Raw genomic sequence first — 18,495 nt, 5'->3', positions numbered from 1 at the left:
GCGATCTCGGCTTGTGATTTCGGCTTGTGATCTTCAGGGCGATACACCGCCGCCGCAAGCGATCCAATGGAGATAATCCTGCCCTGATGGTCAGATTTTCTGCCCTGTCGCCGCGCCCTGCCCGCTCAGCCATTCACCAAACGCCACAATGGCCGGATTTTGGGCATCGGCACTCCGGAAGCAGAGCCGGTAACCACCCGGCCGGGCGATGAAGCCATAGGGCGCGGCGAGCAGGCCGTGCCGCAGGTCGGCCTCGATCGAGGCACGCGGCGCGACGGTGACGCCGGAGCCGGCACGAGCAGCGGCGATGGCGAGCAACAAATCCTCGAAAACCGAACGGCGCGGAAACGTCACCTGCGCCGTGCCGCTTTCGACGAACCAGTCGTCCCAGAGCGTCGGCGCCGTGCGGGCAATCAAGGCCACGGCCTCGCCCAGCCGCAACCGGTCGTCCCGCAGGCGCAGCTGCGCGCTGAGATCCGGCGCGGCGACGGGGCCGAACTCGTCCTCCATGAAACGAAGGGCGGCAACTTCCGGCACTGACTGGTATTCGCCGCCCATGATGACGGCGTCGAGATCGGGATGGCGCGACAGCGGTTCGACCACCGCCAATGGCAGGACCCGCACGTCGATGCCTGCGAGATCAGTCTCCAGCGACGGCAGCCGCGGCATCAGCCACCAGACGGCAAAGGCGGCGGGGACGCCGAGACGGATTTCACGCCGTCCCTTCGGCGCGGCAATGTCGGCGGCGGCGCGCTGCAGGATGCCGAAGGCGGTTCCCGCCGCGGCCGCCAGCCGGCTGCCCTCCCCGGTCAGGACGAGGCGCCGGCCCTCGCGGGAAAACAGCGGGACGCCCAGATGGCCTTCCAGCGCGGCAAGCTGCTGGCGCACCGCACCGCGGACGACACCCAGTTCCTCCGCCGCCTTCAGGATGCTGCCGCAACGGGCAACAGCCTCGAAAGCACGCAACGCATTCAGCGGCGGGAGTCGCATGACACTGCCTTCTTTGGGAGAACGGCGCCCATGTCGCAACCTGAACAGGAAATGCCGACAAATTCAAATTGAAACACACAGCCTTGCCATAGAGCACCCACCACGCGTTTTCCTTTGGATACGCTTTTTTTCCATAAGACTGGGGCAACTTTAAAAGATTATTCCTATATAGGTTGCTTAAATAATCGTAGCTGAAAGGTCGTCCCCGAATTGCCCATCCTGTCGCGTCTTGCTTCCGATGTCCAATTGATGTTTCGGCGTCCGCCGAGACAGCAATATGCTGCGCTCTGCTATCGGATGACGAACGACAACCGGGTGGAGATCCTTCTGCAGACGAGCCGCGACACCGGTCGCTGGGTCATTCCCAAGGGCTGGCCGATGGCCGACAAGGGACCGCATGAAGTGGCCGCCCAGGAAGCCTATGAAGAGGCCGGCGTCCGCGGAAAGGTGGACAAGACCAGCATCGGCTGTTTCCTTTATCGCAAGGGCATGAAGGACGGCTTCACCGTTGACTGCAAGGTGCAGGTCTACGCCCTGGAAGTGACGGAAATCGCCAAGAAATTCAAGGAAAAGGGCGAGCGCCGCGCCGAGTGGGTCTCTTGCCAGGAAGCCGCGAACCGCGTCCAGGAACCGATGCTGAAGCTTTTGATTCTCGGCTTCGAAACGGAATTGCGGCAACGCAAGCCTTAGTCGGAAAATCGTAACCGTTGCACATTGTGTCCGAGACCGGTAGTGCACGGGGGCCTCGGCGCGTCGGCGATTGTCGCTGACAACCCATGCCGATGGCGGAACAGGTCCTGAAGACGCATGGCGAACAAGCCGGTCCAACTGACGAAGAAGACGCTCGACAAGGATCTCGACAAGCTGACCTTTGTCGAGGACGCGTCGAAATTCGTCCTGCGCAGCCTGGTTGCGCCGGGACTGGCCGTGCTGTTCCTCGGCATGGTGATGCTTTTTGCCGGCGTCTATGTGTTCGACCAGCCGGATGCGGTGCTTATCATCGCCGCGTCGGCGCTTGCAGCCTACATGGCGATGAACATCGGCGCCAACGACGTCACCAACAACGTCGGCGCCGCCGTCGGCGCACGCGCCATCAGCATGGCCGGGGCGCTGATGATGGCGGCGGTCTTCGAAATCCTCGGCGCGACGATCGCCGGCGGCGGCGTGACGCAGACGATTGCCTCCGGCATCGTCTCGCGCGAAGTGATCCCCGATGCCAACACGCTGGCCTGGCTGATGATGGCGGCGCTGACAGCCGCCGCCCTGTGGATCAATCTCGCCACCTGGCTCAATGCGCCGATCTCCACGACCCACTCCATCGTCGGCGCCGTGCTCGGCGCGGGCATAGCGGCAGCCGGCTTCGACCTGGTCAACTGGGAGATGATCGGCATGATCCTCGTCAGTTGGATCGTGTCGCCGCTGCTCGGCGGGCTGATCGCCATCTTTTTCCTCTATATCCTCAAGGAAACGATCATCTACCGGCAGGACAAGATCGCAGCGGCCAATCGCTGGGTGCCGGTCCTCATCGCCGTCATGTTCGGCTCCTTCACCACCTACATCCTGCTGCAGACAGCCCCTATCAATCATGTGCCGCCTGTCTGGACGGGTCCTCTGGGGCTGGCGGCCGGGTTTGCCTGCTGGCTGGCGGCGCGGCCGCTCATCGCCCGGCAATCGATCGGCCTGGAAAACCGCAACGATTCGCTGCGCAAGCTGTTCCGGCTGCCGCTGATCTTCTCCGCCGCGCTGCTCTCCTTCGCGCACGGCGCCAACGACGTGTCGAATGCCATCGGCCCCTTGTCGGCCATCGTGCATGTGGTGATGGAATCGCGCGACGTGACCGAGACGGTCGGCGTGCCCTTCTGGGTGATGGCGATCGGCGCTCTCGGCATTTCCGTCGGCCTGCTGCTTTTCGGTCCGCGGCTGATCCGCATCGTCGGCGAGCAGATCACAAAGCTCAACCCGATGCGCGCCTACTGCGTCGCGCTGTCGGCCGCCGTGACCGTCATCGTCGCCTCCTGGCTCGGCCTGCCGGTCAGTTCGACGCATATTGCCGTCGGCGCGGTGTTCGGCGTCGGCTTCTTCCGCGAATGGTATACGCGCCACTCCCGCCGGCGCATCGAATACATGCGCCAGAAATCCGGCCATTTCGACATCGCCGAACCGGAGGACCGCAATCCGGACGAAACAAGGCGGCGCTACCTGGTGCGCCGGTCGCACCTCATGACCATCGGCGCCGCCTGGATCATCACGGTTCCCATTTCCGCCGCGCTTGCAGCGGTCCTGTATTGGATTATGTTCGCGCTGTTCATCTAGGAGCGATTGTTCGGCTCCCAGTCCGCAACCCGGATTGTCTTTGAGGTTTGGAAAATCGCATGCGTGCCAATTTTCGAATGCAGCGGCTCTATATCGAGGCTGCCCTGCAGAGAGACGTTGCCATCGAAGCCGGCAAGGAACACGTCCACTATCTCGCCAACGTCCTGCGCGCCGAAGAGGGCAGCGAGATCCTGCTGTTCAACGGCCGTGACGGCGAATGGAAGGCGAAACTCGCCTTTCCGACCCGCAAGCGCATCCAGTTCCTGCCGCAGGAACAGGTGCGCCCGCAGCCGGCTCCGTCCGATCTGCATTATCTCTTCGCACCGCTGAAAGTCGGCCGGCTCGACTACCTCGTGCAGAAGGCGGTCGAAATGGGCGCCGGCGTGCTGCAGCCGGTCATGACCCAGCATGTGCAGGGCCGCATCAACAGCGTCGAGCGGCTGGAAGCCAATGTCATCGAGGCCGCCGAACAATGCGGCATCCTCGGCATTCCCACCGTCGCGCAACCGAAGAAGCTGCAGGATCTGCTGGAAAGCTGGCCGGGCAACCGCCGGATCATCTATTGCGACGAGGGCGATGCCGGACAGAACCCGTTGCCGCTGCTTTCCGGCATCAAGGAACGGAACCTGGCGCTGCTGGTCGGCCCGGAGGGCGGTTTTTCGGAAGACGAACGGGCGCTGCTGCGTTCGCTCGATTTCGTCACCGCCATTCCGCTCGGGCCGCGCATCCTGCGCGCCGATACCGCCGCGGTCGCCGCCATGGCGGTCATCCAGGCGGCGATCGGCGACTGGCAATAACGGCCGGAACCGGCTTCCGGTTTTTTTGATCCACGCATAAAAGATTTTCACTTGCGCGGTTTATCAATCCGGTCCAATCCACCCTACTGGCCCGCTTCCGGGGAGGCGGGTGATCCCTCGTGTGCAAGGTTTGTCCATGGCTCGTGATACCACCGATCAAACGCCGATTTCTGCAGCCAGCGAACTGACAGCCTACCTGGCATCGGGGTCCAAACCGAAAGAAGAGTTCCGTATCGGCACGGAACACGAGAAATTCGTCTTCTTCAAGGCCGGTCACGGGCCGGTTCCTTATGCCGGCGATGCCAGCATCCATGCGCTCTTGACCGGCATGCAGAAGGCGCTCGGCTGGGAGCCGATCATGGACGGCGACAACATCATCGGCCTCGCCGGCCCATCCGGCGCCGGCGCCATCTCGCTGGAACCCGGCGGCCAGTTCGAACTGTCGGGCGCGCCGCTGGAAACGCTGCACCAGACCTGCGTCGAATCGAATCAACACCTGGCGACTCTGCGCACCATTGCCGAACCACTCGGCATCCGCTTCCTCGGCCTCGGCGGCAGCCCGAAATGGTCGCTGGCAGAGACGCCGCGCATGCCGAAATCGCGCTACGAAATCATGACCCGCTACATGCCGAAGGTCGGCTCGCAGGGTCTGGACATGATGTACCGAACCTGTACCATCCAGGTGAACCTCGACTTCTCGTCGGAGGCGGACATGATCAAGAAGATGCGGGTTTCGACCAAGCTGCAATCGCTGGCGACCGCGCTGTTCGCCTCCTCGCCGTTCACCGAGGGCAAGCCGAACGGGCTGGTGTCCTGGCGCGGCGATATCTGGCGCGACACCGACAACCAGCGCTCCGGCCTGCACCGCTTCATGATCGAGGACGGCATGAGTTTCGAGCGCTACACGGAATGGGCACTCGACGTGCCGATGTATTTCGTCGTGCGCGACGGCCGTTACCATGACTGCACGCACGTTACCTTCCGCCAGTTCATGAATGGCGCTCTGAAGGGCGGGATCGCCGACTGGGAGCCGACGCTCGGCGACTGGACCAACCATATCTCCACGCTCTTTCCCGACGTCCGGCTAAAGCGGTTCCTGGAAATGCGCGGCGCCGACGGCGGGCCGTGGCGGCGCATCTGTGCGTTGCCGGCCTTCTGGGTCGGCCTGCTCTACGACGATGCCGCGCTCGATGCCGCCGAGGACCTGACGAAATCCTGGAACTTCGAGCAGGTTTCGGCCTTCCGCGATTCTGTGCCGAAAGAAGGGCTGAAGGCAACGGTCGCCGGCCACGGCCTGCTCGACGTCGCCCGCGAGGTGCTTGCCATTTCCCGCGCCGGCCTCCAGGCTCGGGCGCAACTGAACGGCGACGGCCAGGACGAGACGGTCTTCCTTGCCTCGCTCGACGAAATCCTCGCCAAGAAGGCGACGCTCGCCGACGACCTGCTGATGCTCTACAACGGCCGCTGGAACGGCAGTGTCGAGCCGGTTTTCGAAGAATATCAATACTGAAGCCGAAAAGGCCGGATGCAGAAATAGCTGTGTCCGGTCCGGGTCCAATGGCAAAAACCGGTTTGCGCCCACCCTTTTCCAGCTATAGTGGCACAAACCGTCACCGCCCTGGGAAAGGAACTCCGATGCTGCCTCTCTTCGACATGATGATGCGGGCCCAGAACGGCGCCGCCATGGAGGCGATGGCCAAGCAATTCAACCTCGCCCAGGAGCAGACGGCAAAAGCCATGGCGGCGCTGATGCCGGCTTTTTCGTCCGGGCTGAAACGCAGCACCACCAACCCTTATGATTTCAGCACGCTGATGCAGGCGGCGGCTTCGGGCAACTACGCCAAATATTTCGAGGATATGAGCACGGTTTTCACCCCGCAGGGGATTGCCGACGGCAACAGCATTCTCGGCCAGATTTTTGGCTCCAAGGAGGTCTCCCGCGCCATCGCCGCTCAGGCGGCGCAGATGACCGGCGTGGGGCAGGAGGTGCTCAAGCAGATGCTGCCGGCCATGGCCGACATGCTGATGGGCGGCATCCTGAAACAATCGACCGGGCAGATGCATGCTGCCGGTAACCCCTTTGCCAACACACCGATGGCCGGCATGATGCAGCAATGGCTGGAAACCACCGGCTTTTCTCCGAAAGCCAAGCCGGAGCCGCAGGCGAGCCTCTTCGACAATCCCTTTACCCAGGCCATGCAGGCGATGTTTGCCGTGCCGAGGCCGGAACAGCCGCAGCCCGCCGCAAATCCCTTTGCCGACAACCCTTTCGCCAAGGCCTTCCAGGACATGATGTCCGGCAGTTTCCCCGGCGCCAGGGAGCAGAAGCAGGAAACCGCCGAGCCCAAGGCCGCCGCTCCCGAACCCAACCAGTTCGCCGAGATGCTCAACAGCATGTTCGACAGTGGTCTGGAGGTACAGAAAAACTACCAGAAAAGCCTGGAGTCGATCTTCGAGACCTATCGCCCGGCCGGCGCCGATGCGACGCCGAAAAAGCCGGAGAACGAATAAGGCAGATCCTCACGACCTCAGGCGCAATTGCCGCCCGAGATCCTGCGACACTGCGAGCGCTCTTCATCTGAAGCCATGACCGGCCATGCGGATGCGTGGCATCCCGGTTTGCGCTGCAATGCAGCATTGAACGTATTTCTGTCCCGACCCTGAAGGACAGCCGGTACGGGCTCAGCCTGAACACGGAAATATATAAAGGCCCGGGAAACAGCCTCTCGACAATTTCCGATACTTAAAAAATTCTTGAAAAGACAAGACCGCATTGCCGCAACCGATCGGTTTATTTTCAATAAACTATTTTTTACTGATAGTAAAAATTTGGAAAATACATTGTACAATTTAGGGGCATTTGTACAAAATTTCAATTTCTCCAATCTATACTTCCGTATCCGTTGAATTAAGAAAATTTTATGGTAGCTAAATGGGAAATCGGCAAAATCCTATTTAGCGATAGTGAGATTTCATATGAAAATCATGCAATCCGCCATACCCACCTCCAGCCTGCTGGAGAAGGGGTTCGACGTCGAAACGTGCTCAATGTTTCAACTTGGCAATATCCTGATCAATGACGGCGCGGGCGGCGGCAAAAAGGAAACCAATTCCCTTGTCGTAGACAGAATCACCTCCTCTACCGGCCTCATCCTGTTTGCCAAAAATGCGGAAACGATGAGGAGGGGTCTCGCGAAAATCGACCAAACCCAAAGGATAATCGGGGACGGCGGCCTCTGCGTCGTCGCCGGGCACTGCTCCAAGGGCCAGATCGTCACCGGCGCAAAGAAGGTCGGCAAGTTCATCCAATGGTCTGCCGGGCGCGGAAAACAGGGATTTATTCACGATGCCTACAATGTCACGCAGCTTTTCGCCAGCATCGCCAAAGCGACGGTCTATAAGAACAGCAGTAAAAAGGGTGATTTGCATTACAAAGTGAAGGAGATGTATGCACACATGGGCATGGGCAGCAAAGTCACTTTCGCAACATTCAAGTCTATCGTCGGCCCACAGCTGAAAACGAACTTCTCGATGATCATGGTATGCCTGAACAAATGCATGCCGCTCCATACGCCCGAAGGCGTCACGGTCATTCGCAATATCCGCACGCGAATGACCGCAGGCGAGCTCAGCGCGATCGCCGGAAAAGCCTTTGCCGGAGAAGGCCACAACCCCTTCATGAACCCCTTCACCGGCAATATGGAACTTCACATGGATATAGGCGATATCTGAACGCCCGTTTGCCACGCGCCGGCATCGCCAGACGAAGTCGAATCTCCCTCGCGGATCCAACGCAACTCATCCGGATTGCTGTTCTCGACGCAGCAATCCGTCGCCACCCCGGGCGACATGCGTTTTCATCCGGCACCGTCCCGACAGGCGACGTCCTGCCGCCAGAACCCAATTTTCCATTTCCGAAGGCATAAAAAAACCCGGTGACGGCTCTTGGGTCCAGTCACCGGGTAAAGAGCAGGGCTTATTGGCTATCACCCTGCGGGGAAACTTCAGAGGCTCAGGGCGTCCGTTCCATGCGCCGCGAGCGGTTGCGGGCGGATGTCCGTAACTGGGGGAACGGGTCCTCGAAAAATGTCGAGGTCGCCGCCTGCCTGACTTCGCTGCGCGTCAGGCCGATATCGAGGAGTTGGTGATCGTCCAGATCCTGCAGCCGATTGAGGACGACGCGGTTGCGGATGGCACGATAAACGGAAACAAGCATGGCCCACAGGATATTCGTCCGGCCGGCAGCCGTCGGGCGTGCTATCGCAATTCTGGTCGTCCGTTCCGTCGTGCGCATCGATGTATCCTTTCTTCAGGCACGAAAAATTCAGCCCCTCCCGGAGGTCGGGAGGAGGAGCGTAAGAAACTGCGAACAGTCAGGGTTTCCGCTCGCTGTCGCTGTCGTGATTTGCAGGATCAGGATGTCAAAAACGTATTGATCAGTCCAACGAATGTTTCTAATATCAATCATCAATCGATTTTATGGATGATCCCATGTCCTCGCCTCTCGATATCGATCAGTTGCAGACCTTCATCGCCATCGTCGATACCGGCAGCTTCACCAGGGCGGCCGACCGGGTATTCAAGACGCAATCCGCCGTATCGATGCAGATGCGGCGGCTGGAGGAGCGTGTCGGCAAGCAGCTCTTCGCCAAGGACGGCCGCGGCATCCGCATGACGACGGAGGGCGAAAAACTGCTGAATTACGCCCGCCGGATCATCCGCCTGAACAACGAGGCCATCGCCGCCTTCGACGACAACCGGCTGGAAGGCACGCTCAGGATCGGCACGCCCGACGATTATGCCGACCGCTACATGCCGGAGATCATCGGTCGTTTCGCCAAGACGCATCCGAACGTCGAGCTTTATATCGTCTGCGAACCGTCCGTGGACCTGGCGGAGAAGATGGGGCGCGGCGAGCTGGACATTGCCCTCGTCACCCACAATCCGCGCGAACGGATGTCGGACGTGGTGCGCACCGAGCCCTTGTGCTGGGTCAGCTCCGCCAACCATCCGCTGCGCGACGATGCGCCGGTGCCGCTGGCCGTCGGACGGCGCGACTGCCTGTGGCGGCAGCTGGCCTGCTCGGCGCTCGACGGCGTCGGCCGCGAATACCAGATCCTGTTCACCAGCTGGTCGTCCACCGTGGTGGCGGCGGCCGTGCTGGCCGGCATGGCGGTGTCGGTGCTGCCGGAATCGGCGCTGCGCCCGGGCATGAAGGTTCTCAGCCAGAACGACGGTTTCCCGGCCCTGCCGCCGGTGCAGATCGGCATCATGAAACGGCCGGGATTTTCCTCGTCGCTGATGAGCGCCATCACCAACCACATCGCCGCCTGCCTCGACAACATCACGCCCGCCAACGTCAACGACGACCTGGAAGGCGAGGTCAAGGCCTATCCGCGTTATCCGCGGCTGCGGGCCGGCCACATGCTGCCCGGCTGGTAAGAAAGAAGCCGCGATTACGAACTTTCGGCGAAGAGCGACGCCCGGATAATCAGCTTCCATTCCCTGAGCAGCCGCTCGGCCATGACCGGCTCGGTGATCAGCGACATCAGCACGAGATTGCCGACCAGGTGGCAGAAAAGGAACGTGCGGGCTTCCATATCGATGCCGGTGTTGGACGGCAGCAGGTGGCCGATGGCGGCGTGGATGGTATCGCCTACTCGCTTGCTGTCGGCAACGTTGAGGCGCATCAGTTCCGGATCGCTTTCCGTGCTCGAAAGGATCTGGCGCAGCGTCGGGTGCTCGCGATATTCGCTGTAGTACCAGTCGATGATGCCGTCGATGCGGTCGCTCGCCTCCTCTATCGTGGAGACCCCCTCGAAGGCGCCTTCGAGCTGGGTATGCACCCCCTCCGCCATTCGCTCGAACAGGGCCGCGACGATGGCGCCGCGATCGGGAAAATATTGGTAGAGCGAGCCGACCGGCACATGCGCCTCGCGGGCGATCTCCGTCATCTTCAGACCGGCCATGCCGTGCATGCCGATCAGGCTCTCGGCCGCATGGAGGATCGTCTCCACGCGCTGTACGCTGCGGTCCTGCTGCGGTTTCCTGCGGTAACCCGCACGAGGAGTATCGTCCGAACGGTTCATATGCGCCTATACGAAAATATGAAAATGCTTATGTGCCGAAGTGAGACAAGGTGTCACTCTATGGCACCGACACGTTCATGCTTCCCGAAATAAAACGGTCGCATTTTACCGGTCGGACTATTCTCCGAAAAAAGATTGTGCGGCGACCGGCCCAAACCGGCCTGTGCTGCTTTTCCACGAGGCGGCCCGGCGAACAAAATCGCGTTTCCGCGACAGGGTCAGCTCATGGCCAGCCAGACGGCGAACCAGGCCCACATCAGGCCAAGCGTGACGAAACCGACCAGGAAGGCCGGCTGGCGGCGCGACAGGCGGTTGCCGGTGACGTGGATGAAACTGTGGGCATAGCGGGAAACGACGAAGATCCAGGCGAGCGCGACCATCGGCAGGTTGTCCGCCTCGACGAAATACAGCGCCAGGCAGCAGACGTGGAACAGCACCGGCAACTCGAACTGGTTGGCGAGATTGTTGCGCACCACCAGGCTTTCGGTCGGTTCGTCGCGGTTTTCGCGAAACTGTTCGATGCGGGCCTTTCCCTGCCTGACCATGGCGGCGCGGCGCAGGCCGAGCAGGCCGTAGAGACCGAAGACCAGGGCCGCATGGGCGACCATCGGCCAGAAGATGGCGGCTGTGGCGGACATAGTGTTTCCTTCAAAAAATTCGTCGCGCCATCCAGACAAGAAAATGCGCCCGCGATCAAGCATTTAGGTCGATCGCGGGCGCATTGATTTTCGCAAATCGGCCAGGCTTACTGAGCGAGCGTCAGCTTTTCCGTGCCGCTGCCGTCCTTGCCGGTGATCGTCCAGGCGCCGTCGAGCGTGCCGTCGCCGGTCACCTTGTAGACGATCAGGCCGATGGCATCGCCGAGGACATAGGCGGCGGCAAAGGCATCGCCGTTCAGCATGCATACGCCCTGGGAGTTCGTCGAGCCGGTCTTCCACTCGATGACGCAGGTGGTTTCGCTGGCGAGCGTGATCGTTGCCGTGCCTTCGTAGCTCGAACCGTCGAGGTTCGTGCCTTCAACGTTGTAGGTACCGGCGCTGACGGTCTGTGCGGCGACCGGAGCGGCCATGCCGAGTATGAGCATCGCCGAAACGAGAAGCTTCTTCATGGTATCCCCCAAATTGGAACGCCGCACCTGGATCGGTCGGCGTGGCAGGATATTAGGCGCAAACGACGGCGCCGGAAACGAACATAATTGGGGGCTAGACTGTTCTTCGGCAAAGCGAATGCTTATTCCCGGCAACCCTTATCCGACATCGCTTTCGCCCAAACGGCGCAGCAGCCAGAAGCGCATGATGGTCAGCGCCGAAACCAGGAAAAACGCCATCTTGACGCTTCCGAGCCACGGCAGCAGCACAGGCGCATGTTCCATCACCGGACGCGGCGGCGCGGCCGTCGAAAAATAGGCGAGGCTGAGGGCATTCTCGGCATAGTCGGCGACGACATAGATGCACGGCAGCGCCAGGAGCGCCGTCAGCAAGCCGCCGCGGACGGGGCGGCCGAACAGCGTGCCGCAGGGCGCCAGCCGCCGCATCGACACGAGGCCCAGTGCGGCGAGGCAGGCCGGCAGGATCAGGTCCGGTCCGGCATAGAGCCAGAACAGCAGCACCGCCGCCTCCCGCCGCTCCGGCAACAGCAGCATGTCGCGCAGGAAGGCGATATCCGCCGGTGTCGCCGTGCCGAAGACGAGGCTCCAGATCGGAAACCCGTTGGCGGCCTGCACGAACTGCCAGGCGATCCAGGCCGCCAGCAGCAGGCAGGCCAGGCAGATGCCGGCAAGCAGCCGGATCCTGAACAGGAACCCGCGCTCGCCGGCGTCCGGCATCAGAGACCACCCGGATAGTTCGGGCTTTCGCGGGTGATGGTGACGTCATGCGCATGGCTTTCGCGCAGGCCGGCGCCGGAGATACGGACGAAGGTGGCGCGCTCCTGGAAGTCCTTGAGCGTGCCGCCGCCGACATACCCCATCGCCGCCTTGAGGCCGCCGGCAAGCTGGTGAAGAACGCCGGAGACCGGCCCCTTGTAGGGCACCTGGCCTTCGATGCCTTCCGGCACCAGCTTCAGCGTGTCGCGCACTTCCGCCTGGAAATAACGGTCGGCGGAGCCGCGGGCCATTGCGCCGACGGAGCCCATGCCGCGATAGGCCTTGAAGGAGCGGCCCTGGTAGAGATAGACCTCGCCCGGGCTTTCGTCGGTACCGGCCAAAAGCGAGCCGATCATCACCGCCGAGGCGCCGGCGGCAATCGCCTTGGCCAAATCGCCGGAATATTTGATGCCGCCATCGGCAATGACCGGGATGTCGGCGGCACGCGCCGCCTCGACGGCCGACATGATCGCCGCCAGCTGCGGTACGCCGACGCCGGCGACGATGCGGGTGGTGCAGATCGAACCCGGGCCGATACCGACCTTGACGGCATCGGCGCCGGCATCGATGAGCGCCTTCGTGCCGTCCGCCGTCGCGACGTTGCCGGCCATGATGCGCACCGAGTTCGACATCTTCTTCACGCGCGCGACGGCATCCAGCACCCGCTGCGAGTGACCATGGGCGGTATCGACGACGATCAGGTCGATGCCGGCATCGATCAGCCGCTCGGCGCGCTCGATGCCGTCGTCGCCGACGCTGATGGCGGCGGCGGCGCGCAGCCGGCCCTGTGCATCCTTCGAGGCGTTGGGATTCAGCTGCGACTTCTCGATATCCTTGACGGTGATGAGGCCGACGCAGCGGCCGTCGCTATCGACCACCAGCAGCTTTTCGATGCGATGGGCGTGCAGCAGGCGCTTGGCCTCCTGCTGATCGACGCTTTCCTTCACCGTGATGAGGTTTTCGCGGGTCATCAGTTCGTAGATGCGCTGCTCCGGATCGGAGGCAAACCGCACGTCGCGGTTGGTCAGGATGCCGACGAGGCGGCCGGCGCGGCTGCCGTTGCCGCTATTTTCGACCACCGGAATGCCGGAAATGCCGTGAGATTTCATCAGGGACAGGGCTTCGGCCAGCTTGGCGTCCGGGCCGATCGTCACCGGATTGACGACCATACCGCTTTCGAACTTCTTGACCTGGCGGACCTCTTCGGCCTGCTCGATCGGGGTGAGGTTGCGGTGGATCACACCGATGCCGCCGGCCTGCGCCATGGCGATCGCCAGGCGGCTTTCCGTCACCGTGTCCATGGCGGAGGACAGGATCGGCAGGTTGAGGTCGATGTCGGTGGCGATCCGGGTGGCGATGTTCGTCTGGCCGGGAAGAACTTCGGAGTGCCCCGGCTGCAGCAGCACGTCGTCGAAGGTAAGGGCGTCTGCCCCGGTTGCCGTTTCTATGATCCGCGCCATGGCCAAATTCCTTATCTGGAAGAAAATGCCGATCCTCCCGGTACGAATCGTCGTCCCGGCGATCAGCAAGAATTGCTTGGAAGTTGGCGAGGGCTGGTAACACGTCTATGACAGGAAGGGAATAGCAAAACGTCGACCGCGGCCAGACGACAACAATTCCCAAAAAAGCCGGACATATTCTTGACCATTTATTAGCCGTTCCTCATGGCCGGTTCTTTAAAACTCCTGTTCTAAAAGGATTTTCACGGCCAGGGGAAAACGGCCGGGGACAAAAATCGATCCAAACGGGGATGACACATGACTGCTTTGCTGAAGCGTGCCCGCGCGCTTGAAGACAAGTTCGCCCATGATCAGGAATTCATGTTCAAGGCTCAGGCGCGCCGCAACGCGCTGATCGGCCTCTGGGCCGCCGCCACCCTGCGCCGGCACGACGCGCAGGCCTATGCCCGCGAACTGACCACCGCCGACATCGCCGATCCGGACGGCGTCTTTGCCCGCCTGCGCCGCGACTTCGATGCCGCAGGCGTGGAAGTTCTCGATGACGAGATCCGTTGTCGCATGACGTCGATGCTCAAGGATGTCGCCAACGACATGTACGAAGGGCGCTGATCTCGACGTTCCCTATCGAACGCGGGCGCTCCCGGGCGTCCGCGTTTGGCATTTCTGCAGGCGCAAGACGGAACCTGACGCCCGCCTCTTCCGCCTCAGCCGGCAAGCGATTGCCCGAGCCCCGACAAAAGAAGCACCAGCTGTTGCTGCCGGCTGACGCCGGTCTTCGCGAAGATCGATTTCAGGTGACTGCGAACCGTTTCGCGGCCGACGCCGAGCGACAGGGCGACCTCTTCGACGGTTCGTCCCTTGGTCAGCTCCTGCGCCACCCGCGCCTCGACACGGGTGAGATCGAAAAGCCCGCAGATGACCTTGAGATCCGGCGGCCCGACCTGCCCGACCGGCGTGATCACCACCAGGGCGTAGCTGCGGGTGAAAATATCCCGTGCATTGCGCTTGACCGGCACGACATGCAGCACCAGCGCCGGTGCATCGATCTGCGCCGCGATCGGGATGGACTGAACCTTCGGCGCCTTATCGAGGCGCAACGTCTCCAGTATCGACGAAAGCAATACGTTCGCTTCGGCATCGGCCAGACGCATCCTGTCGGAGGCCGTGGTCATCACCCGGGGAGCCAGCACTTCCATGCGGTCGTTCATGGCGACGACATTGCCACGATCGCCGATCACCGCGGCCGGCAACCCGACAGTCGACAGGCTCTGCGCCATGGTCTGCGCTTCGCGAAACGCAAGCCGTGTCGACATGAAGGCCGCCCTGGCAAGATCCGCCTTGACCGTATTGATCCGGCGAACGGCATTTTCGTCGAACGGACCATCCTCGGTCCTGGCCAGCATGCTGAAGATCAGCATCGCCCCTGAAGGTTCCAGGAAGACGGCACCCATTTCCCAGGAAAGGCCGATGGGCTGAAGGAGTTCGGTATAGAGCGGTTCGTTTTGCAACTCCTCCATCGTCTGGAGATCGATATCCCGCATGAAGCTTCCCGGCGCCAGTTCAAGGCCGCGCCGGGGGCGTTCGGTACGCTCGGCAAGGCCGCTTGCCTGATACATCGCCATCTGCTCGGTGATGCAGGGACTGCAAACCCAGCGCAGCGCCCCTTGCGGGGCAACGGTAATGAGCGCCGTGGAGAAACCACCGATCTCCGCACTGATGAGATCACAGGTCTCGCCCCATAGTTCCGGAACGATAGCGGCTTCATAGACGCGATCGATCAATCCGTCCGTCACGGCATCCATATCAGGCTCCTCGCTTTGGCACGTCCCTGATGGTCCTGCACGTCGTGGCACGGGCGCATGACCGTCCTCCTCGCAGAAGGGTACACAACAAAACGAAAGTTATGCAATCAATATACACGCTTTCGTGCGTATCCATATGCGACATGCACAGCGCAGTATCCGGGGTTTAGCCGCGGAGACGGGGACGACACCGGTCAGATATCGAACTGATAGGACTTCGGCACGAAACGATACCCCGCATCCACCTTCTCGACAAAGCCGACCGCCGGGAACGGCATGTGGTAGCCGAGGAAGCCGAGGCGATCCGTGGCGATCATGTCGAAGACCTTCTTGCGCGTCGCGGCGGCGGCGGCCTTGTCCATGTCGTAGCGCACCTCCCAATCCGGCCGCTGCAGCGACAGGACGAAGTGGTTGGCGGTGTCTGCGGTGAGGATCAGCTGCTTGCCGCCCGATTCGACACGGAAGATCATGTGACCGGGAGAATGGCCGGCGGCGAGCACCGAGGTAATGCCCGGCACGACCGTGGCGTTATCGCCGATGAAGGTGGTCTTTTCCGCCAGCGGCACGACATTGGCGAGCACCGCCTTGTGCCCGCCCTCGGCCGGCGACCCTTCGCGTGCCTTGTCGGACCAGAAATCATATTCGACCTGGCCGGCGACATAACGGGCATTCTTGAAGGCCGGCGCGCCGTTCTCCATCAGGCCGCCGATATGGTCGCCGTGCATGTGGGTGAGCACGACGATGCTGACCTGCTCGGGGGAATAACCGGCCGCCGCCAGGCCATCCAGAAGGCGCCCGCCGCCCTGCTCGCGCGCAGCGGCGCCGAGGCCGGTATCGAACAGCACGACATCCGAACCCGTGTCGATCAGCGTCGGCGAGAAGCTGTTGACGAAACGGTCGGCCGGCAGGAAATTCTGGGTCAGCAACTCACCCACCGCCTCCGGCGTCTGGTTGGTGCCGAAGATCTCGTTCGGCTTTTCCATCGGCCGGGCGCCGTCCTTGACGACCACGACATTGAAGGTTCCGACCTTGAACTGGTGGATGTCGGGCAGTTGCGTCTTTTTCATTCCAGCTCCAGGATCGGTATCGGCAACGGCGGCGCGGCTCATCAGGAAGGGTGCCGACAGCAACCCTCCCCCGACTGCGCCGAAAAGCGTTCGACGGTTCAAAGAAAACGACATCGGCATGGTCCACCTCTGGCTCTGGCGGCATCCGGTGCCGCGCTTTGCTTATAGACTTGACGAAGGACAAGATAGCGCCAGCCGAAAGTCGAAGAACAGGGTTTCACGCAGACGTGATCTTGTGCGATCATCAGCCATTGGCAGAACGCCGGCCAGGGCGTAGAGACGGGCCGAACGAGAGAATCGAAAGGCTATCTCGCCGATGAATCGTGTCGTACCGCTTATTCTCGCCGTCGCCCTGTTCATGGAACAGATGGACTCCACGGTGATCGCCACCGCCCTGCCCGCCATTGCCACCGACCTCGGCGTCGGGCCGATCACGCTGAAGCTCGCCCTGACCTCCTACATGGTGGCCCTGGCGATCTTCATTCCGGTCAGCGGCTGGATGGCGGATCGTTTCGGCGCCAAACGGATCTTCCGCATGGCGATCGTCGTCTTCATGATCGGCTCGGTGCTTTGCGCGGTATCGTCCAGCCTGTTCGCCTTCGTTCTCTCCCGCTTCCTGCAGGGCATGGGCGGGGCGATGATGACGCCCGTGGGGCGCCTGGTTCTGCTGCGCACGACGAAACGCAGCGAGTTGGTCGGCGCCATGGCGCTTTTGACCATTCCCGCCCTCGTCGGGCCGCTGGCCGGCCCGCCGCTCGGCGGCTTCATTACTACCTTCTTCAGCTGGCACTGGATTTTCCTGATCAACGTGCCGGTCGGCATCGCCGGGCTGTGGCTGACCCAGATCTACCTGCCGGACGTGGAAGCCACCGCGCCGCCGGCCATGGATGTGCGCGGCTTCCTGCTCAGCGCCATCGCCGCCGCCGGAACGGTGTTCGGCATGTCGGTGATCAGCCTGCCGGCGCTGCCACCGGCAATCGGCATCACCGCAACGGCGATCGGCCTTCTGTGCGGCGTCACCTATGTGTTCCACGCCCGCCGGCATCCGGCGCCGATCATCAACCTCAACCTGTTTCGCAACCCGACCTTCCGCGCCGCAACCATCGGCGGCTCGACCTTCCGCATCGCCATCGGCGCCATTCCCTTCCTGATGCCGCTGATGCTGCAGATCGGCTTCGGGCTTTCGCCGTTCCAGTCCGGCCTGATCACCTTTGCCGGCGCCATCGGCGCGATCACCACGAAATTCATGGCAAAACGGGTCTTCGCGGCGATCGGCTTCCGCACGACGCTGCTCTGTACGGCGGTGATCAGCGCCGTCGCCACGGCCGCCAACGGCTTCTTCACGCCGGAGACGCCCTATCTCGTGCTGATCGGTTTCCTGCTGCTCGCCGGCTTTACCCGCTCGTTCTTCTTCACCGGCGTCAATGCGCTGTCCTACGCCGATATTCCCGACGAGCAGGCGAGCCAGGCGACCTCGCTGGGCTCCGTTCTGCAGCAGATCAGCCTGGCGCTGGGCGTGGCCTTCGCCGCGGCCATTCTGGAAGGGGCGACGCTGATCCGCGGCACGCATCTGCAGATCGGCGATTTCCATCTCGCCTTCTTCGTCGTCGCCGCCGTCTCGCTGTTCGGCGCCATTCCCTTCATCGCCATGGATCGCAATGCCGGCGCAGCCGTTTCCGGCCATCGGCAGGACGTGGGACTGGAACCCGAAAAGGCGGAGTGATTATTCCGGACGTTCGCAGACGGCGGAAATCTTGTTGCCGTCTGGATCGCGCAGATAGGCGGCATAAAAATCGGCGTGGAAAGGGCGAAGGCCCGGCAGGCCCTCATCCGTGCCGCCATGGCCGAGACCGGCGCGATGGAAGGCATTGACAGCCGCCCGGCTCGGCGCCTCGAGCGCCACCATCGAACCATTGCCGATGGTCGCCGCCTTGCGGTTGAACGGCGTCACCACCCACAGCCGGCAGCGGATATCGCCATCGGCGGCATATCCCACTTCCTCGATGTTTTCGCGCTGGCGCTTGTAGCCGAGTTCCGCCAGGACGGCATCGTAGAACAGCCGGGAACGGAAGAGGTCGTTGCTTCCGATGGTGACGTAGAGCAGCATCGCGAC

Annotated in this window: 19 protein-coding genes; 9 read left to right on the top strand and 10 right to left on the bottom strand. The window is 62.1% G+C overall.

Features of this window, described 5'->3' with window-relative positions; all coding sequences use genetic code 11:
- Window positions 1-90: 90 nt before the first annotated feature.
- Complete coding sequence (locus DEM27_RS01730) at window positions 91-990, bottom strand: LysR substrate-binding domain-containing protein (RefSeq protein ID WP_109456905.1); 900 nt, start codon at window positions 988-990, stop codon at window positions 91-93.
- Window positions 991-1,200: 210 nt separating this feature from the next.
- On the opposite strand from DEM27_RS01730, the gene DEM27_RS01725 reads away from it, so the two are divergent.
- The 6 genes from DEM27_RS01725 to DEM27_RS01700 all read left to right on the top strand — a co-directional run bounded on the left by DEM27_RS01725 (window position 1,201) and on the right by DEM27_RS01700 (window position 7,832).
- Entirely contained in the window at window positions 1,201-1,680 is a 480-nt protein-coding gene (locus tag DEM27_RS01725) for an NUDIX hydrolase (RefSeq protein WP_109456455.1), read from the top strand.
- A 117-nt stretch (window positions 1,681-1,797) separates the two neighbouring features.
- The gene (locus DEM27_RS01720) at window positions 1,798-3,303 is read left to right on the top strand and encodes an inorganic phosphate transporter (RefSeq protein WP_109456454.1); all 1,506 of its coding nucleotides are present in this window, start codon (window positions 1,798-1,800) and stop codon (window positions 3,301-3,303) included.
- A 59-nt stretch (window positions 3,304-3,362) separates the two neighbouring features.
- Window positions 3,363-4,100, top strand: coding sequence for a 16S rRNA (uracil(1498)-N(3))-methyltransferase (locus DEM27_RS01715; RefSeq protein ID WP_109456453.1), 738 nt, complete (start codon window positions 3,363-3,365; stop codon window positions 4,098-4,100).
- Between the two features lie 136 nt (window positions 4,101-4,236).
- Window positions 4,237-5,610, top strand: coding sequence for a glutamate--cysteine ligase (locus tag DEM27_RS01710; protein WP_109456452.1), 1,374 nt, complete (start codon window positions 4,237-4,239; stop codon window positions 5,608-5,610).
- A gap of 125 nt (window positions 5,611-5,735) precedes the next feature.
- Window positions 5,736-6,611: a DUF937 domain-containing protein gene (locus DEM27_RS01705; RefSeq protein WP_109456451.1), complete on the top strand. Its 876-nt coding sequence runs from the start codon at window positions 5,736-5,738 to the stop codon at window positions 6,609-6,611.
- Between the two features lie 465 nt (window positions 6,612-7,076).
- The gene (locus tag DEM27_RS01700; protein WP_109456450.1) at window positions 7,077-7,832 is read left to right on the top strand and encodes a hypothetical protein; all 756 of its coding nucleotides are present in this window, start codon (window positions 7,077-7,079) and stop codon (window positions 7,830-7,832) included.
- A gap of 280 nt (window positions 7,833-8,112) precedes the next feature.
- Here the strand turns inward: DEM27_RS01700 and DEM27_RS01695 are convergent, their stop codons facing one another.
- The gene (locus DEM27_RS01695) at window positions 8,113-8,394 is read right to left on the bottom strand and encodes a DUF1127 domain-containing protein (RefSeq protein ID WP_109456449.1); all 282 of its coding nucleotides are present in this window, start codon (window positions 8,392-8,394) and stop codon (window positions 8,113-8,115) included.
- Window positions 8,395-8,591: 197 nt separating this feature from the next.
- Between DEM27_RS01695 and DEM27_RS01690 the strand changes: the two genes are divergently transcribed.
- Window positions 8,592-9,542, top strand: coding sequence for a LysR substrate-binding domain-containing protein (locus DEM27_RS01690; RefSeq protein WP_109456448.1), 951 nt, complete (start codon window positions 8,592-8,594; stop codon window positions 9,540-9,542).
- A 14-nt stretch (window positions 9,543-9,556) separates the two neighbouring features.
- Here the strand turns inward: DEM27_RS01690 and DEM27_RS01685 are convergent, their stop codons facing one another.
- The 5 genes from DEM27_RS01685 to guaB all read right to left on the bottom strand — a co-directional run bounded on the left by DEM27_RS01685 (window position 9,557) and on the right by guaB (window position 13,513).
- Window positions 9,557-10,189 carry a TetR/AcrR family transcriptional regulator gene (locus tag DEM27_RS01685; RefSeq protein ID WP_109456447.1) on the bottom strand — a complete coding sequence of 211 codons (633 nt, stop codon included), beginning with the start codon at window positions 10,187-10,189 and terminating at the stop codon, window positions 9,557-9,559.
- Window positions 10,190-10,407: 218 nt separating this feature from the next.
- Window positions 10,408-10,827, bottom strand: coding sequence for an MAPEG family protein (locus tag DEM27_RS01680; protein WP_109456446.1), 420 nt, complete (start codon window positions 10,825-10,827; stop codon window positions 10,408-10,410).
- A 107-nt stretch (window positions 10,828-10,934) separates the two neighbouring features.
- A complete protein-coding gene (locus DEM27_RS01675) occupies window positions 10,935-11,297 on the bottom strand; it encodes a hypothetical protein (protein ID WP_109456445.1) in 363 nt (120 codons plus the stop codon).
- 138 nt (window positions 11,298-11,435) lie between these two features.
- Window positions 11,436-12,014: a hypothetical protein gene (locus tag DEM27_RS01670; RefSeq protein ID WP_109456444.1), complete on the bottom strand. Its 579-nt coding sequence runs from the start codon at window positions 12,012-12,014 to the stop codon at window positions 11,436-11,438.
- Entirely contained in the window at window positions 12,014-13,513 is a 1,500-nt protein-coding gene (guaB, locus tag DEM27_RS01665) for an IMP dehydrogenase (RefSeq protein WP_109456443.1), read from the bottom strand. Before guaB ends, DEM27_RS01670 begins: the two co-directional genes overlap by 1 nt.
- 297 nt (window positions 13,514-13,810) lie before the next feature.
- Between guaB and DEM27_RS01660 the strand changes: the two genes are divergently transcribed.
- The gene (locus DEM27_RS01660) at window positions 13,811-14,122 is read left to right on the top strand and encodes a DUF1476 domain-containing protein (protein WP_109456442.1); all 312 of its coding nucleotides are present in this window, start codon (window positions 13,811-13,813) and stop codon (window positions 14,120-14,122) included.
- A 95-nt stretch (window positions 14,123-14,217) separates the two neighbouring features.
- On the opposite strand, the gene DEM27_RS01655 is transcribed toward DEM27_RS01660, so the two are convergent.
- Both DEM27_RS01655 and DEM27_RS01650 read right to left on the bottom strand, forming a co-directional pair.
- A complete protein-coding gene (locus DEM27_RS01655) occupies window positions 14,218-15,315 on the bottom strand; it encodes a helix-turn-helix transcriptional regulator (RefSeq protein WP_109456441.1) in 1,098 nt (365 codons plus the stop codon).
- A gap of 194 nt (window positions 15,316-15,509) precedes the next feature.
- The gene (locus DEM27_RS01650) at window positions 15,510-16,502 is read right to left on the bottom strand and encodes an MBL fold metallo-hydrolase (RefSeq protein WP_109456440.1); all 993 of its coding nucleotides are present in this window, start codon (window positions 16,500-16,502) and stop codon (window positions 15,510-15,512) included.
- A gap of 196 nt (window positions 16,503-16,698) precedes the next feature.
- Here DEM27_RS01650 and DEM27_RS01645 point away from each other — a divergent pair, with 196 nt between their 5' ends.
- The gene (locus tag DEM27_RS01645; RefSeq protein ID WP_109456439.1) at window positions 16,699-18,105 is read left to right on the top strand and encodes a DHA2 family efflux MFS transporter permease subunit; all 1,407 of its coding nucleotides are present in this window, start codon (window positions 16,699-16,701) and stop codon (window positions 18,103-18,105) included.
- Here the strand turns inward: DEM27_RS01645 and DEM27_RS01640 are convergent, their stop codons facing one another.
- The gene (locus tag DEM27_RS01640) at window positions 18,106-18,489 is read right to left on the bottom strand and encodes a VOC family protein (protein ID WP_109456438.1); all 384 of its coding nucleotides are present in this window, start codon (window positions 18,487-18,489) and stop codon (window positions 18,106-18,108) included.
- Window positions 18,490-18,495 lie beyond the last annotated feature (6 nt).

Source organism: Rhizobium album (genome assembly GCF_003122325.1).
Classification (GTDB): domain Bacteria; phylum Pseudomonadota; class Alphaproteobacteria; order Rhizobiales; family Rhizobiaceae; genus Metarhizobium; species Metarhizobium album.
The sequence above is the reverse complement of the archived record's forward strand: the minus strand, read 5'-3'. Positions and strand labels throughout refer to the sequence as shown.

Coding starts and splice junctions, on each gene's coding strand:
- guaB (WP_109456443.1), bottom strand. CDS start 13,513: ATGGCGCGGATCATAGAAACGGCAACCGGGGCAGACGCCCTTACCTTC.
- DEM27_RS01730 (WP_109456905.1), bottom strand. CDS start 990: ATGCGACTCCCGCCGCTGAATGCGTTGCGTGCTTTCGAGGCTGTTGCC.
- DEM27_RS01680 (WP_109456446.1), bottom strand. CDS start 10,827: ATGTCCGCCACAGCCGCCATCTTCTGGCCGATGGTCGCCCATGCGGCC.
- DEM27_RS01690 (WP_109456448.1), top strand. CDS start 8,592: ATGTCCTCGCCTCTCGATATCGATCAGTTGCAGACCTTCATCGCCATC.
- DEM27_RS01670 (WP_109456444.1), bottom strand. CDS start 12,014: ATGCCGGACGCCGGCGAGCGCGGGTTCCTGTTCAGGATCCGGCTGCTT.
- DEM27_RS01710 (WP_109456452.1), top strand. CDS start 4,237: ATGGCTCGTGATACCACCGATCAAACGCCGATTTCTGCAGCCAGCGAA.
- DEM27_RS01655 (WP_109456441.1), bottom strand. CDS start 15,315: ATGGATGCCGTGACGGACGGATTGATCGATCGCGTCTATGAAGCCGCT.
- DEM27_RS01715 (WP_109456453.1), top strand. CDS start 3,363: ATGCGTGCCAATTTTCGAATGCAGCGGCTCTATATCGAGGCTGCCCTG.
- DEM27_RS01660 (WP_109456442.1), top strand. CDS start 13,811: ATGACTGCTTTGCTGAAGCGTGCCCGCGCGCTTGAAGACAAGTTCGCC.
- DEM27_RS01695 (WP_109456449.1), bottom strand. CDS start 8,394: ATGCGCACGACGGAACGGACGACCAGAATTGCGATAGCACGCCCGACG.
- DEM27_RS01705 (WP_109456451.1), top strand. CDS start 5,736: ATGCTGCCTCTCTTCGACATGATGATGCGGGCCCAGAACGGCGCCGCC.
- DEM27_RS01685 (WP_109456447.1), bottom strand. CDS start 10,189: ATGAACCGTTCGGACGATACTCCTCGTGCGGGTTACCGCAGGAAACCG.
- DEM27_RS01700 (WP_109456450.1), top strand. CDS start 7,077: ATGAAAATCATGCAATCCGCCATACCCACCTCCAGCCTGCTGGAGAAG.
- DEM27_RS01640 (WP_109456438.1), bottom strand. CDS start 18,489: ATGCTGCTCTACGTCACCATCGGAAGCAACGACCTCTTCCGTTCCCGG.
- DEM27_RS01675 (WP_109456445.1), bottom strand. CDS start 11,297: ATGAAGAAGCTTCTCGTTTCGGCGATGCTCATACTCGGCATGGCCGCT.
- DEM27_RS01720 (WP_109456454.1), top strand. CDS start 1,798: ATGGCGAACAAGCCGGTCCAACTGACGAAGAAGACGCTCGACAAGGAT.
- DEM27_RS01650 (WP_109456440.1), bottom strand. CDS start 16,502: ATGCCGATGTCGTTTTCTTTGAACCGTCGAACGCTTTTCGGCGCAGTC.
- DEM27_RS01645 (WP_109456439.1), top strand. CDS start 16,699: ATGAATCGTGTCGTACCGCTTATTCTCGCCGTCGCCCTGTTCATGGAA.